The 16,421-nt window shown below is 36.8% G+C and carries 14 protein-coding genes and 1 tRNA gene; 11 read left to right on the top strand and 4 right to left on the bottom strand.

Annotated features, from left to right (window positions below; all coding sequences use genetic code 11):
- Window positions 1-60: 60 nt before the first annotated feature.
- The 4 genes from DSM03_RS02470 (at window position 61) to DSM03_RS02455 (ending at window position 4,021) form a co-directional block, all read left to right on the top strand.
- On the top strand, window positions 61-711 hold the full coding sequence (locus DSM03_RS02470) for a metal-dependent transcriptional regulator (protein ID WP_128763046.1): 651 nt from the start codon (window positions 61-63) through the stop codon (window positions 709-711).
- Between the two features lie 18 nt (window positions 712-729).
- Window positions 730-2,610, top strand: coding sequence for an Nramp family divalent metal transporter (locus DSM03_RS02465; RefSeq protein WP_128763045.1), 1,881 nt, complete (start codon window positions 730-732; stop codon window positions 2,608-2,610).
- 11 nt (window positions 2,611-2,621) lie between these two features.
- Window positions 2,622-3,443, top strand: coding sequence for a ZIP family metal transporter (locus DSM03_RS02460; protein ID WP_128763044.1), 822 nt, complete (start codon window positions 2,622-2,624; stop codon window positions 3,441-3,443).
- A gap of 149 nt (window positions 3,444-3,592) precedes the next feature.
- Complete coding sequence (locus tag DSM03_RS02455) at window positions 3,593-4,021, top strand: hypothetical protein (protein ID WP_128763043.1); 429 nt, start codon at window positions 3,593-3,595, stop codon at window positions 4,019-4,021.
- Window position 4,022: 1 nt separating this feature from the next.
- Here the strand turns inward: DSM03_RS02455 and DSM03_RS02450 are convergent, their stop codons facing one another.
- The 4 genes from DSM03_RS02450 to DSM03_RS02435 form a co-directional block, all read right to left on the bottom strand.
- Window positions 4,023-4,163, bottom strand: a complete 141-nt coding sequence (locus tag DSM03_RS02450) for a FeoB-associated Cys-rich membrane protein (RefSeq protein ID WP_128761780.1) — start codon at window positions 4,161-4,163, stop codon at window positions 4,023-4,025.
- Window positions 4,164-4,214: 51 nt separating this feature from the next.
- Window positions 4,215-6,317, bottom strand: a complete 2,103-nt coding sequence (gene feoB, locus DSM03_RS02445; protein WP_128761779.1) for a ferrous iron transport protein B — start codon at window positions 6,315-6,317, stop codon at window positions 4,215-4,217.
- Window positions 6,310-6,546 (bottom strand): FeoA family protein, encoded by a 237-nt coding sequence (locus tag DSM03_RS02440; protein ID WP_128761778.1) that lies wholly within the window; start codon window positions 6,544-6,546, stop codon window positions 6,310-6,312. The genes feoB and DSM03_RS02440 overlap by 8 nt, the downstream gene beginning before the upstream one ends.
- A gap of 175 nt (window positions 6,547-6,721) precedes the next feature.
- Complete coding sequence (locus DSM03_RS02435) at window positions 6,722-7,402, bottom strand: SCO family protein (protein ID WP_128761777.1); 681 nt, start codon at window positions 7,400-7,402, stop codon at window positions 6,722-6,724.
- A 240-nt stretch (window positions 7,403-7,642) separates the two neighbouring features.
- Between DSM03_RS02435 and rseP the strand changes: the two genes are divergently transcribed.
- From rseP to DSM03_RS02400, 7 genes are all read left to right on the top strand, one after another.
- Window positions 7,643-8,977 carry an RIP metalloprotease RseP gene (gene rseP, locus DSM03_RS02430; protein WP_128763042.1) on the top strand — a complete coding sequence of 445 codons (1,335 nt, stop codon included), beginning with the start codon at window positions 7,643-7,645 and terminating at the stop codon, window positions 8,975-8,977.
- A gap of 178 nt (window positions 8,978-9,155) precedes the next feature.
- Window positions 9,156-9,229 (top strand) — tRNA-Asn (locus DSM03_RS02425).
- A gap of 513 nt (window positions 9,230-9,742) precedes the next feature.
- Window positions 9,743-11,089: a DNA (cytosine-5-)-methyltransferase gene (dcm, locus tag DSM03_RS02420; RefSeq protein WP_128763041.1), complete on the top strand. Its 1,347-nt coding sequence runs from the start codon at window positions 9,743-9,745 to the stop codon at window positions 11,087-11,089.
- 3 nt (window positions 11,090-11,092) lie between these two features.
- Window positions 11,093-11,992 carry a DpnII family type II restriction endonuclease gene (locus tag DSM03_RS02415; protein WP_128763040.1) on the top strand — a complete coding sequence of 300 codons (900 nt, stop codon included), beginning with the start codon at window positions 11,093-11,095 and terminating at the stop codon, window positions 11,990-11,992.
- 1 nt (window position 11,993) lies between these two features.
- Window positions 11,994-13,277, top strand: a complete 1,284-nt coding sequence (locus tag DSM03_RS02410; RefSeq protein WP_128763039.1) for a ParB N-terminal domain-containing protein — start codon at window positions 11,994-11,996, stop codon at window positions 13,275-13,277.
- Window positions 13,278-13,282: 5 nt separating this feature from the next.
- On the top strand, window positions 13,283-15,241 hold the full coding sequence (locus tag DSM03_RS02405; protein WP_201740395.1) for a DEAD/DEAH box helicase: 1,959 nt from the start codon (window positions 13,283-13,285) through the stop codon (window positions 15,239-15,241).
- Window positions 15,213-16,154, top strand: coding sequence for a protein NO VEIN domain-containing protein (locus tag DSM03_RS02400; RefSeq protein WP_128763037.1), 942 nt, complete (start codon window positions 15,213-15,215; stop codon window positions 16,152-16,154). Before DSM03_RS02405 ends, DSM03_RS02400 begins: the two co-directional genes overlap by 29 nt.
- Window positions 16,155-16,421: the final 267 nt, after the last annotated feature.

Genomic DNA, 16,421 nt, shown 5'->3' with positions numbered 1-16,421 from the left:
AAACCTAAAAAATATATTTGATATATTTGGTGTATTATTGTGGAATAATTAAATAATAGCATGACGTTATCTGAAGAGAACTACCTAAAATCTATTTATTCGCTACAGCGAGAGCACCGAAAGGGGGTAAGTACTAACGTGTTATCTAAATATTTAGATGCCAAGCCAGCTTCGGCAACAGAAATGATAAAAAAGTTGGACGAGAAGGGTTTAGTGCGTTATCAACCCTATCAAGGAGTTTTGTTAAACGAATCTGGCGAGATTTCAGCATTAAAAATTGTTAGGAAACACCGCTTGTGGGAAACATTTTTGGCTCAAAAACTAGATTTTAGCTGGGATGAGATCCACGATGTGGCTGAGCAACTAGAACATATAAAGTCTGATAAATTAATACAGCAGTTGGATAAATTTTTAGGCTACCCCAAGTATGATCCACACGGTGACCCTATTCCTGATGAAAATGGTCACGTCATTAAAATGGAGAAAAAACGGGTTTCTCAATTGCAACCCGGTGATACGGGATCCTGCATTGGGGTGAATGATACCTCGTCTTCGTTTCTTCAGTTTTTAGATCAGCAAAACATCAGATTGGGTAGCGTGATTCAAATTGTGAACTTTCAGGATTTTGATAAAAGTATGACCGTGCGTATTGAAGACCGGGAGTTGATATTATCCCAGATTGCTACAGAGAATATTTATGTGCGTATCTAGTACTAACGGTATAGCCTGATGAAAAACGATGCTGTAAATAAATCACTCGAGGAAGTTCACGGATCTGTTGCTACGACAACCGGTAAAAAGGGTTGGAAGCGTATCCTGGCTTTTTTGGGACCCGCATATCTGGTGAGTGTGGGGTATATGGATCCCGGTAACTGGGCGACAGATATTGCCGGCGGTAGCCAATTTGGGTACTCGTTACTTTGGGTTTTATTGATGTCCAATCTTATGGCATTGTTGCTTCAGAGTTTGTGCTCCAGATTAGGTATTGTACGCGGTGTAGATCTGGCTCAGGCCTCGCGGGAAAACTATCCGCAATTTGTAAATTTTGTGCTTTGGCTTTTGGCCGAAATAGCTATCGCTGCTTGCGATCTCGCCGAAGTAATTGGGATGGCCATAGGACTCAATTTGCTTTTTGGTTTGCCTATTTTTTGGGGCGTATGCATCACGGTTTTAGACAGTTTTATCTTGCTTTTTCTCATCAATAAGGGAATTAGAAAGATGGAAGCCTTTATTGTTTCGTTGATATTCATCATTGGCTTATCATTTTTTCTAGAGATGTTTTTTGCTAAACCTGATCTGGCTGAAGTTGCAGCAGGTCTGGTGCCCAGTATGCCTAATAATGCTGCGTTGTATATCGCGATAGGGATTATCGGGGCGACGGTGATGCCCCATAATTTATATTTACATTCTTCATTAGTACAAACCCGAAAGATCACCCATACTAAAAAGGGAATACGGCGGGCTTTAAAATTCAACTTCATAGATTCTGCCATAGCGCTCAATCTTGCCTTTTTTGTGAATGCGGCGATTTTGATTCTGGCGGCTTCGGTCTTTTTTAAAAACGGTTTATATGAGGTTGCAGACATCAATGACGCACATGAATTACTCCACGGACTTTTAGGAACACAGTGGGCACCTATTTTATTTGCTGTGGCACTTATAGCGGCCGGTCAAAGCAGCACCTTAACCGGAACGCTTGCGGGGCAAATTGTGATGGAAGGGTATCTCAATCTACGCATACAGCCGTGGGTAAGACGCCTTGCTACCCGCCTTATAGCAATTGTGCCGGCATTAATTACCGTCTCATATTATGGCGAACGCGGCCTGGGGGAATTGCTGGTATTGAGTCAGGTGGTGCTCAGTTTACAGTTGGGTTTTGCGATGATTCCGCTTATTCATTTTGTGAGCGATAAGAAGAAGATGAAAGGATACGCCATAAAATGGCCTATGCGTATCGCGTCATGGTTGATAACGATTGTGATTGTAAGTCTCAACGCAAAACTGGTAATTGATGAAGTTTTAAAATTTATGGCTGAAGTTTCAAATCCGCTTTATATCTGGATCAGCGTGGTGCCCTTGATTGTAGGTGCGGGTATTTTATTGATTTATATTTCGGTTCACCCTATTCTGCTGAAGCGCAAAGAATTCAATAAATCGCATACACCTCACATTCAGACTGATTTATCTGAACTAGCCACCCTAAAAGTATATAGGAATATTGCAGTTGCTCTGGATTTTTCTTCTGCAGACCGAAAGAGTATGGCTTCTGCCGTGCAATTGGGTAAAACCGAAGCGCAGTATACACTCATTCATAGTGTAGAATCTCCGGGAGCACTTGTTTATGGGAATGCTATAAACGATCTTGAGACTGAAAGCGATCAGGCACTCCTTGAAGTTTATGCAGCTCAAATGCGTAAACAAGGATATAAAGTAACGACCCAATTGGGTTATGGCTCGCCCAAGAAAAGCCTTCCTAAAATAATAAGTAAAGGGGACTATGACCTGCTAATATTAGGAGCTCATGGACATACATTTTTTAAAGATCTAATTTTTGGAACTACGGTAGACAGTGTTCGACATAAAGTAAACATACCTGTATTTATAGCTTAAACAACTAATTTATGAATGATATTATTGACTATTTTGAAACGTTAGACCCAGTGATGGGAGCATTTCTGGCAACATTATTCACTTGGGGAGTAACCGCTTTAGGAGCTGCTCTGGTATTCTTTTTTAAAGGAATGAACCGTAAAGTTTTTGATGCCATGCTGGGTTTTGCCGGGGGTGTTATGGTAGCTGCAAGTTTTTGGAGTTTACTGGCTCCGGGTATTGAAATGAGCCCGGGAGAAGGTTTTATAAAGGTGATCCCCGCGGCGATAGGTTTTGGTTTAGGAGCCGCATTTTTATTTGGTTTAGATAAGATCCTTCCCCATTTACATGTCAATTTTAAAGAAGAGGATAAAGAAGGAATGCGCAGTCCCTGGCATAAATCGGTATTGTTGACCTTAGCAATCACGTTACATAACATCCCTGAAGGCTTAGCGGTAGGTGTTTTATTTGGTGGGGTTGCCGCCGGTTTTGATGGTGCGACTATAGGAGGTGCCGTGGCACTGGCGATAGGTATTGGTTTACAAAATTTTCCTGAGGGTTTTGCGGTAGCCATGCCGTTGCGCAGACAAGGCTTTAGCCGTTGGAAAAGTTTCAACTACGGGCAGCTTTCTGCCATTGTTGAGCCTGTGGCTGCTGTAGTAGGAGCATATGCTGTCATGACTTTTAAACCCATTTTACCCTATGCTTTGGCGTTTGCTGCCGGTGCGATGATCTTTGTGGTGGTAGAAGAAGTAGTGCCCGAATCGCAACAAGGTAAAAACACAGATATCGCCACACTGGGTTTTATAGGAGGTTTTATCTTAATGATGACGCTTGATGTGGGATTGGGTTAGCCTGCAACAATGTTGCTTCTAAGGCGTCTTTAGAGAAACTAGCTGGAATGTCAGGTCGAGCGCAGTTGAGACCCGTTTTAAAGTAAAAGATTCATTGGCCTCTCGACTGCGCTCGAGGAGGCAATAGGGCGTTCAAAAAAAATAATAGTATGAAAAAGCTACTTTTTGTTTTGGGATTATTGGTTTTGATGCCTGGTTTTGCTCAGGAAGAATCAGTTAAAGATACCTTGCAGGTCGATCAGCCGGTACATCTACCTCAAATACTTATTAAAGTACCTTTTGGAAAGCGCGTTGCTTTTGGTGACGTTGAACTTGAAATAAATGAAATCATTGATTCTCGCTGCCCTAAAAATGTGACTTGTGTTTGGGCAGGTGAAGTTATCGTTAAAGCTTCCATTTATAGAGACGGAAAATTTATTGAAGAGCGCACACTTAATATGGATGCGAACAACAGCGCTTTTTTAAGTTCTGAAAAAAAAGAAATGTTTGAATATTCGGTTTTGCCCTACCCAGATATATCAAAAGGTAAAATCAAGCAGGAAGATTATGTGTTGAATGTGGTTTGGAATCAGCTTTAAATTAATGACATCCACAATTATCGCTTCCGCAGGATTTATCGTTAGACTTTCCGGTTAAAAAAGCTGGTTTCCAAATGTATTTGGTTACCAAATATCCTACAGCGATTAAAAAAATAAGCAGTACTAGTATATTCTGTATCATAATCGTATTCTTTTAAAGTTTTGCTTCCGCGGAAGCGAGACAAACAGCCTTTTAAATGAGCAATTGATAGGCTACCAAAGCAACAACATAGGCAAAACCACTCATAATTACAAGTTGCAATACCGGCCATTTCCAGGTGTTGGTTTCTCGTTTTACAATGGCTAGCGTACTCATACACTGCATCGCAAAGGCATAAAACAGCAAAAGTGAAATACCACTTGCCAGGTTAAAAAGCGGCCCTCCTAAAATAGGATTGATCTCACCGGCCATTCTGTTTTTTATGGTTTCTTCTTCGTCACTACCTACACTATAAATTGTTGCGAGCGTACCCACAAATACCTCGCGAGCCGCAAATGAACTCACAATAGCGATACCTATTTTCCAGTCGTAGCCTAGGGGTCTCACAACCGGTTCTATCGCTTTCCCCATATAGCCAATGTAGCTGTATTCTAACTTTTCTGATGCGATGTGTTTATCTAATTCTTGCTGTGGAAACGCGCCGGCTTCCATACGGGCAATTGCGTTTTCTTCGGCATTTCTAAATTGATCTCCCGGTCCATTTGAAGCTAAAACCCAAAGCACGATAGAAATTGCAAGGATGATTTTACCAGCTCCTAAAACAAAAGATTTTGTTTTTTCGATCACGTTATAAGCCACATTTTTAAATAACGGAAGCTTATAATTGGGCATCTCAATTACAAAAAAGGTACGGCTTTTTATTTTCAATATTTTGTCTAATAGCCAGGCAGATAAGATCGCTGTACCAAATCCTATAAGGTATAACAGCATCAATACCAGACTCTGCAGGTTGAAAATGTACAATACACGTTCATCAGGAATAACCAGAGAAATGATAATAAGGTAAACCGGTAAGCGTGCGCTACAGGTTGTAAAGGGTGTTACTAGGATAGTGATGAGGCGTTCTTTCCAGTTTTCAATATTTCTAGTAGCCATAATTGCAGGAATGGCACACGCAGTACCCGAAACGAGCGGAACTACACTTTTACCACTCAGCCCAAAACGACGCATAATACGATCCATCAAAAAGACCACACGACTCATATAGCCGCTTTCTTCAAGCAGCGATATAAATAAAAATAAAAAGGCGATTTGCGGAATAAAAATCACAATCCCGCCCAGACCGGGAATAATTCCTTCAGCAATAAGGTTTGTTAGAGCTCCCGGTGGCATGGTCGTTCGCACCCATTCTCCTATTGCGGCAAATGCTTCGTCAATAAGGTCCATAGGGTAAGAAGACCAGTCGTAGATCGCTTGAAATATGAGCAATAAAATGGCAAAGAAAATAAGATAACCCCAGACTTTATGTGTGAGTACGCGGTCTAAACGACTGCGTAAATCTTTAGCTGCGAGATGATCTATACGTAAGGTTTCTTTTAAAATCCCATTTATGAACTGATACCTGACAATGGTTTCTTTTTGCTGTAAGCGCTTCAGATTAGACTTGCTCTCGGTTTGAAAACTAGTGATGCTCTGCATCTCGTTTCGGTCTAATTTACCAAAATTTACATCCTGAGTGATCACTAACCAGAGTTTGTATAAATCCTGCTTCGGAAAAGCTTTTCGCAGTCTGTCAAAATATTCCGGAGCAATTACAGAAGCATTTACACAAGGTTCAACAGAAAGCGTTTTATAATTGCTTATAAGTTCTTTTAACGTATCAAAACCGGTGTTCTTACGCGAACTTACCAGAGCGATTTTGGTCTCCAGACGTTCTTCAAGTTTTGCGATATCAAGACTGATGGCTTTGCGCTCCATCCGGTCTGCCATATTGATTACCAGAATCGTGGGAATGTGTAAATCTTTGATTTGCGTAAAAAGGAGCAGGTTTCGCTTTAAGTTCTCCACATCAGAAACCACGACGGCAACATCAGGATAATCTTTATCATTTTTATTGAGAAGCAGTTCTATAACCACATTCTCATCTAATGAACTCGCATTAAGGCTATAGGTTCCCGGAAGATCCAGAATGTGCGCTTTAACACCTCTGGGTAATTTACAGATACCTTCTTTTTTCTCAACAGTGATTCCCGGGTAATTACCTACCTGTTGTTTCAAACCGGTCAACTGATTGAAAACCGAGGTTTTACCAGTGTTGGGATTTCCTATAAGGGCGACATTGAGCTGTTTACTCATGGGACAGCTTTTCTACAGTGATGTGACTGGCGGTCTCTTTGCGTATAGCAAGGTGACTGCCATTTATATTGAGGTACATGGGGTCTTTAAAAGGTGCGATCTGTACCAGTTCTACTTCGTTTCCGGGCAAACAGCCCATTTCTAAAAGCTTAAGAGGAACCATGTCTAAGGTAAACTCTACGATTATGGCTTTTTCGCCACGCTTTAAAAGATCTAATGAAGTAGTCAATTTATTTAGATTGAATTTAAACAAGGCAAAAGTAATGGAAATGCAACAGATGTAAAAAGATTTTACTCGATAATCGATATTTAAATGCGCTAAGGCCGGTCTCGAAGTTAAAAGCTGTTCAATTCTTAAGGTATTGTGGGCGTATCCGTTTATTAAAAGTATGTTTAATGCAGACTTAAGTATCAGAACGCTTTTCAATCCTTTTTAAGATCGCGATATCTTCTAGGAGTTGCTCGATAGCTTCAGGGTCTGTACCGTCATAAAAACCTCTGATGCGTTTCTTAGAATCGATGAGCATAAAGTTTTCGGTATGAATCATATCATATTTATCGCCGTTCCCTTGAGTTTTGACTGCGAGGTAGCTTTTTCGCGCCAGCTCATAAATCTCTTTTTTAGGGCCGGTGACTAAATTCCATTTAGAATCGTCAACTCCTTTTGCTAACGCATAGCGTTTGAGTTGCGCAACCGTATCAGTCGCCGGGATCACGGTATGCGATAACAATTTAACCGAAGCATCGTCTTTAAGCTGTTCCTGAATGTGTAGCATATGATCGGTCATAATAGGGCAAATCGTCTGACAGGTGGTAAAAAAGAAATCAGCTACATAAATGCCGGGATAGTCGTCCTGAGTAATCGTATCGCCATTTTGATTCACCAGTTTAAAGTCGGCTATCTTATGGTATTTCTTTACAAACTGAACCGTACTGTCTACTAGTGATCGGTCAACCATATCAGGTTGGTAGATAGGCAAACTGGGTGCAGGCTTCATCAACGAGTAAAAGGTATAAAGAATGACTGCGGAAAGAACAGCCATTACAATGGCAAACTTTTTGTATCGAGCAAAAAACTGAAGCATAATCTGCGTTTTAGGCTACAAAATTACGATGCAGCAAGCGCTTTTAAAAAGTATTAGGGCACTAAGTTTTTAAAAGCCTATAGCAGCTTGATGCAAATACTTTTGTATGCGAATGTAAAAGGTTACTTTTGTGCACTTTTTAAGGCATAATGCCTTTTAATTATTTTCTTAATTTCTGTTTTTATAAGGGGGTTAACCTTTATAACAAGTGATGGCATTGGCCACTAGTTAGTAAAATTTATGGATCCATTTTTTGTAAAAGGAGCTCAGTTATTTTTGAGCCTTTCAATATTGATAGTACTTCACGAGTTTGGGCATTTTATACCAGCCAGACTTTTTAAAATACGGGTAGAAAAATTCTTTTTATTCTTTGATGTCAAGTTTTCGCTCTTTAAGAAGAAGATAGGCGAGACCGTGTACGGTATCGGTTGGTTGCCTTTGGGGGGCTATGTAAAGATCGCCGGGATGATCGATGAGAGTATGGATAAAGAAGCGATGGCTCAGGAACCTAAAGAGTGGGAGTTTCGTTCTAAACCAGCCTGGCAGCGACTTATTGTAATGATAGGTGGGGTGACGGTCAATATTGTACTGGGCTTTTTTATCTACATTATGATCATTGCTAGTTATGGAGAAGAGTATTCTACTGCAGATGATCTCAAATACGGTTTTGGTTTTGCGCCTACTATGGAGCAATATGGTTTTGAACAGGGGGATAAAATTCGTTCTGTAAATGGGGTCCCTTTAGAAGATCAAATGGATTTCCCGCAGATGTTGATGATGCGCGATGTCGCTAAGGTGACTGTAGTGCATGAGAATGGTGGTGAAGAAGAATTAACCCTTCCTGACGACATCGGGATGGAGTTGTTTAAATCTGGTGAGATGTTTGGCGTGAATGTACCCCGTACACCGGTCAAACTTGATTCTGTTTTCGGCGGAGCCAAAAAAGCAGGAGTTTTAGGTACAGATAAGCTGTTGAGTATCAACGGTTATCCCATTAAATACAAAAGCGATGCTACCTATGCACTGCAAAAAGAGAAAGATACGGTTGCGACAATTACGGTGCTTCGTGACGGTGTAGAACGTAAGTTTGATGTTGATCTTGGCGGTGCAGAAATGGTGGGAGTAGGGTTTAAATTTTTAGATGAAGATTATATAATGCCTGAGCGTCACAAGCGAGAATATGGTTTTGGCGAAAGCATAACCGAAGGGATTAGTTATGGATATTGGGTGCTGCACGATTATGCAACACAATTTAAATACGTCTTTACAAAAAAAGGAGCCTCTCAGGTTGGAGGTTTTGGAGCTATTGCCGGCTTGTTTCCGGATACGTGGAACTGGTTATCATTCTGGGAAACCACGGCCTTTATCTCTATTATTTTAGCGTTTATGAACATTCTGCCGATCCCGGCATTAGACGGAGGTCACGTTATGTTCTTACTATACGAGATGGTTACCGGAAGAAAACCGAGCGATAAGTTTTTAGAATATGCTCAGATGATAGGCTTCTTCTTGCTAATTGCCTTAGTGTTATATGCTAACGGAAATGATATTTACCGCTGGATTACCGGTGGCTAAGGGCAAAAAATAAAACAGCTAAAAAGCGCTAAATATTTTTTTGAAATTTATTTTGTGGGTTTAAATAGTTGTGTATATTTGCATCCGCTTTCAGCAAATAAGCGAAACGTTCTTTAAAGCACAACAACCGGTAGTATTGCGATACGCCAAAGTGGCTTTAAAAATTTTAAGATTAAATTCCTCCTTAGCTCAGTTGGTTAGAGCATTTGACTGTTAATCAAAGGGTCCTTGGTTCGAGCCCAAGAGGGGGAGCAAAATTAAGCCTTAACTATCTATAGTTGAGGCTTTTTTGTTTTTAGGCGTTTTGGTTTATCCAACCGTTTATCAAGAGATAAAATAACATAAGAAAATATTGTTCTTTTAAGACCAGTTCACTTGCTAGCTAAAGAAAAAGTAATATTGTAGTTGATCACGTACTGTTTTTGCCAATGTAAAAAGCCTAGCTTGTCAAACCGAAAGAGCTTGCCCTTTTCGACCGTACCTAAACAGAATATTTACATTTTATACACAGTTTTTAGAGATATTTAAATAAACTGATTATTTTGGGACTCAATAAACAACGTCTGAAATGAACCGGATTAATGAAGTAATGGAACAAAAAGCTTTAAAGCAAATTTGGTTGGCTAATAAATCAGGAGAAAGTCACTAGATGTTCAGTGCTTATCTGCAAAACCGACAGTAATTTCCGTCAGAAGTTTTTACCAAAACTGTATAGGTTTTGAATTTGGGTGTTAAAGACTTAAGTGTCTCAATAAAAAGGTAATAATGAAAAATAACATAGATATAAAATTTATTGATCTATTTGCAGGGTTAGGAGGTATTAGGCTTGGATTGGAGCAGGCTGCTTATGATTTAGGTCTTACAACGAAATGTATGTTTACATCAGAAGTAAAAAAGAGTGCAATTAAGGCGTTGAACTTAAACTTCCCTAACGAGCAAATAGAGCCTACGGATATAACGAAAATAGAGGCAAAAGAAATAGAACCGTTTAACATACTACTTGGGGGATTTCCATGCCAAGCTTTTAGTGCCGCAGGCAAACAAAGAGGTTTTTCAGAAACGAGAGGAACTCTATTTTTTGAAATTGAACGAATATTAGAGTTTCACCTTAAGAATATTGATGGTTTTATCCTTGAAAATGTTGAAGGTTTAATTGGTCACGATAAGAAGAAACCTTCTGATGAAATTGGTAGAACCTTAGCAGTTATTCTTAATATACTTAGGAATAAGCTAGGTTTTAATGTTGAATATGAAATGTTAGATGCATCGAATTTTGGTGTTGCTCAAGTTCGTAAACGGGTATTCATAGTCGGGTGTAAAAAAAAATATGGTAAAGTTGATTTGAAATTTGACCCCAAACCAAAATCAATTATAAAAGACTCTTTACTTTATAATCAACCTTGCCTCAACAATGAGTTTACTAAAAAGCTTTTGCGCCATTATAAACCTGAAGAATTAGATGGTAAATTCCTAAAAGATAAAAGAGGAGGAAAGCGAAATATTCATAGTTGGGATTTTGAATATAAGGGATCAGTATCCTCACAACAAAAGGTACTGTTAAATTTACTATTCAAACAACGAAGGCGTAGGTCTTGGGCGTTGGAAATCGGAATTGATTGGATGGACGGAATGCCACTCACATACAAACAAATCCAAACGTTTTATCCAAATAAAAACCTGCAGAATATTCTAGATGACCTTGTTGAAAAAAAATATTTAGTGTTAGAACATCCAAAAAAGAAAGTGGTTAATATGATAAGCGGAAGATCATATACGGAAAGAATACCGGACGAAACACTACCTAAAGGGTACAACATTGTTACTGGGAAATTATCTTTTCCAATTAGTCACATATTAGATAGCCAAAACCTAGCTCCAACAATGGTCGCAATGGATATGAATGCTTGTGGAGTAGTGGATGGAGATGGAATTAGGCGTCTCTCCCTTAAAGAAGGTTTACGATTATTTGGGTATCCTGAATCTTATAGTCTTGACGAATTTGAGAAAAATGAGCAATCTATTAAATTGGGATATGATTTATTAGGCAATTCAGTATGTGTTCCTGTTGTAAGGGATGTAGCAAAAAGATTACTAACAAATATTTTTAAATAATATATGAGTAAGATAGTTTATAAGGAGGCCCTAAAAACAACGACAATGTTTTTATGTGATAGCAAGATAGAAGCTTATTATGAAAATTATCTTAACTCAGAAGTTAAACAATTAAAAGAAAAATTATCAGGTATAGAGACCTCAAATGGCCTCAAATCTTTTATTCACAAGGACCGCGATTCTATTGAGAAAATTATAACACTACTAGGTATAAGTGGAGAGAAGTTTAAAAGAGTTGTTTCCTGGATAAGACTAAATAAGGGCTATACTTTTGAATCAGAATGGTCGACTAAGAAACTCCGTTCCGAACTGATATCCAACCCGAGTTTGATGGAAGAGTATTGCGAGCTTTTTGCATCAGGATATGTTAGCTCGAAGTTTTCTGCCATAGTCCCAAAATTTATTCTACACGATTTCCGAATTGATAATAACACAATAGAACGATTAAAAAATGATGACTATATCCGAAACTTAATTAAAGATAAAATAACAACAAGTTATAACATCAAATACCGTGATTTATACTTGAGCAAACTTGACAATAAAATCAGACAAATTGTAGACTTATACGGCCTTGAATTTGGCAAGAAAGACTTACCTCATTTTTCCAATAAACAATTGACTACAATTTCATTAGGTGACAAACATATAATAATAAATTCAAGCTTTTACCTTACAACAAGTTCTAAACAAACAACATATTACAAAGTTACAATACAACCCATAGTTCAAGATTCCCAGGCGGACTCAAATACTCTAGTAATAAATATTCTTGATGGGGCAGGATGGATTGCACGCAACTCTGATTTTAAAAAAGTTTTTAGAGATTGTGATTATTATCTAAACTTAAAAACAATCGATAACCTAAATATTATAATAAAAGAATTTTTTAAAATTGACTAACATGAACTCCAGTGCAAGAAAAATTAAAATACGAGAAATAATTAAAGGTAAACCGGTAGCTACTGGAACAAAACTTTTATACCAAGGTGAGATTCGAGAATTTGATGTTTATAAAATTCCAATTGATTTTCTTGCTTATAATGTTGAAAATGGTCGCATTAGCAGCTTGGTTAAATCTTATAAAAGAGAATATGGGACGTTAGATGTTGATGATGAAAACGATTCCAACAAGATTGCTCAATTTTTGTATTACTCAAATGAAAAGAGGAATAAAAAGACGATCGAAAATTTAGCGAAAAATGGTCAATTAGAACCTGGAATCATTACGATGGATGGTGTTATTGTTGATGGCAACCGAAGAGCTTCTTTACTTAGGAAAATTTCTAATGATAATAACTATGATCAAAACACTAAAGATAAATGCTCTTATTTTACAGCTAGAATTCTTCCTGAAGATGCAGATGAGAGAGAAATTTTAAGATTAGAAACTTCCTTTCAAATGGGAGCTGATAGCAAAGTCGACTATAATCCGATCGAAAAATATTTGCATGCTCGTGATATGAAAGAGAAGAGGTTCACTTTAAAGCAAATTGCTGAATATATGGGGTTCGACTCCGTTAAAGATGTGAGTCTGAATTTAGAGGTTATGGAGTTGATAGACCAATACTTAGAAACATATGGATATACAGGTTTATATACACGCTTACCTAGAGGTTGTGAAGATGATTTGTTAAAACTTAATTCAGCAATTAAAAAAGTGCAGAGTGGTAGAATAAAATGGCTTCCTGAAAATAAACTCGATGAAGTGGAAGTTGATTTAAGGAACATCAGTTTTGATTTTATACGCCTAGAGGAAAAGGGCGATTTTGACTTTAGGGCAATTTCATCAACTGCAAATAATAACTTTCTAAATGATGAAAAAACGTGGACAAATTTTTCAAATAGTTACAATGAATTGATTAAGGACTACGAAGAAGAGGATATTGACAGTGTAATTAAAAAAGCCGGCAATGAAGATGACATTACCAGATTACTTAATCAGCGCGATAATAAATGGAAAGAAGAAATGCGTGAAGGTTTAATGGAAACTTTTAACGACAGCAAAAACACTATAGATAACAAAAAAGCCAAAGATAAACCCGAAGCCCTACTTAAGAAGGCTTTAAATGCTCTCACTGAAATAGATTTAGATACTCTGCGAAAAACACCTAATAAATTAGCATTAGTAGAACAGGCGAATTTGTTGAAGAAGCTTACTGAAAATATAACTGAAGTGTTAAACTAGTTATCATGCAACTAAATATATCTATAAATAATGAATCTAAATATTCCGTAACAGGAGCTATTAAGGAGCTCCTTAATAATAGACGTTCAAAAATGCTTTTGCGCACGAAACTTTCTTACGAGATTGAAGATAAAACGTTAATTATAAATTCTGATGACCCAATAGAACGGGTTGCAGAGTTATTAAGTCTTGCAGCAAAATATATAAATGCAGAAGTAAATTATGATACTCAAATTAACTCTGACATTAAACTCTTTCGAGAAAAAGAACTGCAATTTGAGGAGTTTACCAGCAAAGCGAAAGATATAAAAGCAAACAATTGCATCACAGAGGATTTTGATAACTTTACAAATGTCTTGATTCAAAACATGACTGAACGGAGGTTATACCCACTTCAATTATTGTCAGCATATCATTTAGCTTTTTCTCAAAGTGGATGTAATTTTTCTGTGCCAGGAGCAGGAAAAACGAGTATTGTGTATGGGGCCTATACTTATTTAAAAAACCTGCCTACAGACAATCCAAAAAAAATTGATAAAATTATTATTATAGGACCTTTAAGCTCTTTTGGTCCTTGGGAGCTCGAGTTTGAAGAATGTTTTGGTAGAAAGGTAAATTGTAAACGTATAAACGGATCTATTTCAGCTGAAAATAAAAAACAATATTTCTATGGGCAAACCGCTGAACTTATATTGATTAGTTATGCCTCTGTAGTATCAATAAAAGAGTCGATTCAATATTTCTTATCAAACCATAAAGTAATGGTTGTGCTTGATGAAGCTCATAAAATCAAGAATACAAGTGGTGGTATTATTTCCTCATCGATTTTGGAGCTTGCTAATCTGTGTACGTCTAGAGTTGTCCTTACCGGAACTCCAGTTCCTAATGGATATGAAGATTTATATAACCTCTTTAATTTTATTTGGCCTAAAAGAAATGTAACCGAATACAATGTAGGGCAACTTCGTGATATGAGTACTTCAATAAATGATGATCGAGTCAACCCTTTGATGAGTAATATAGATCCTTATTATATTAGAATTAAAAAAGGAGACTTAAACATCCCAAAACCTGTAGAAAATGCACCGATATTAGTGCAAATGGGTGAATCTCAGCAAAGAGTGTATGACTTTATTGAAAAACGCTTTGTAGATGAGATAAATAACTCCAACACGAGCTTGCACTCCTCCTTAGTAAAAGCAAAACTCATTAGGTTACAACAAGTAGCATCAAACCCTGCTTTACTTAAGGAGTCCTTGAATAGGTTTGCTGAAGAAAATTACGACAACTTTAACACTATCGAAAAAGAAGATTCATTGATAATGCAGGATGTTATGAGGTACTATTCCGATGAAATTCCTGCCAAATTCATTAAATGTGCTGAATTAGTTAATCAAATAATTGAAGAAAACGGTAAGGTGGTTATTTGGGCAATATTTATAAAAACAATTGAATCACTACAAAATTACCTTAGTTCAGTTGGTGTTGAAAGCCGCACTTTATATGGCGCAACCCCAGTTGCTACAGATGGAATGACTCCAGAAGATATAAATTACGAATTAACTCGTGAAGCAATCATAAGTGAATTTCATAATGCAGATTGTAGTTATAATGTCATAATTGCAAATCCTTTTGCGGTAGCTGAATCAATATCTCTTCATAAGGTATGTCATAATGCTATTTACATTGAGCGCTCTTTTAATTGTGCTCATTTTATTCAATCAAAAGATAGAATTCACAGGTATGGTTTACCTGAAGATACCATTACAAACTATTATTATCTACTTTCTAGAAACACAGTTGATGAGGTGATTGATAATCGTTTAAAAATAAAGGAGGAAAGAATGCTAGCGCTTATTGAATCATCACCAATTCCCTTGTTTGATAATATAGGTGATGAAGGTAATGAAGATATTAAAGCTATAATACTAGATTATGTTAAACGAAAGAATAGAATCTTGTAGTGAAATAGCCGATTTGGAAGGACTTTATTTTGTTTGGACTACTTTATTACAGGGTGTTGTTTCTATTCAATCTTTAACCGACTTAAGACTTCATTACAAAGGAAAATTAAACTTAAATATTGACTATACAATTTTACTATTTGAACAATTAGAATTAGTGAAATTTGATGGCAATGAGATTTCAATATCTATTAATAGGGAAAATACTTTTATAGACATTTATAATTATCAAGATTGGTTTTCAAAAATATTACTGAACTTTTTAATTAAACAGGATATAATTTTATTAGATGACATTAAATACGATGATCAAAATGGTAAATATGTTCTTCCTAGGCATAATATAAAATATAAGTATGCCTGCTATAGGAATCTATTGATAACACTTCGGATATTAGAAAAGTGTGAAGCAGGTAACTATTACATTAACGAATTGCTATCTGATTTATTAGAAAAGGTAAATTCACGTAAACTTAAACTTACAGAAGAGGCACTGTTAAAAAAGCTTGAACTACAGAGATTACAAGGTGAAAAAGGTGAATTGTTTGTTGTCAATTATGAAAAAATAAGGCTAAAAACGAGGCAGGATACATCGGAAATAAAACGGATTTCAATTTTAGATGTAACAGCAGGTTATGATATTGTATCATTTAATGATATGGCATCAATTACATTAGATCGTTTTATTGAAGTGAAAGCATATAAAGGGAAACCTCATTTTTATTGGTCAGCTAATGAAATCCAGACTGCTAAAATTAAATCTGAAAATTATTTTCTTTATTTAGTAGATGTATTCAAAGTTTCTGATTCTAATTATAATCCTATAATAATATGTGATCCTGTCTCATACTTTGCTAATAATCAAGAATGGTTTTCTAAACCACAGTCATACTTATTTGAAAAAATAATTTAATTTAAATATGTTAACTCTTATCATGCATTCGTATTGACTTATCTTTGTCAAGGAGAATGACTCTCATAAAACATTGTAAAAATGCCAGCATCCATTGGTTAAATCAAGGAATTGCTATTATTTAACGAAAGTACCTATTAGAAAATTAAGCCTTAACTATCTGTAGTTAAGGCTTTTTTGTTTTTTGGAGGTTTTAAAATTATAAATAGGTTATTGAGTTACTCCAAAACGGTTTTTAAACCCTAATTTCTACCCCTAAAACAATCC

This window comes from Leeuwenhoekiella aestuarii (assembly GCF_004104055.1).
GTDB lineage: Bacteria > Bacteroidota > Bacteroidia > Flavobacteriales > Flavobacteriaceae > Leeuwenhoekiella > Leeuwenhoekiella aestuarii.
This window is presented reverse-complemented; position numbering and strand designations above follow the sequence as displayed.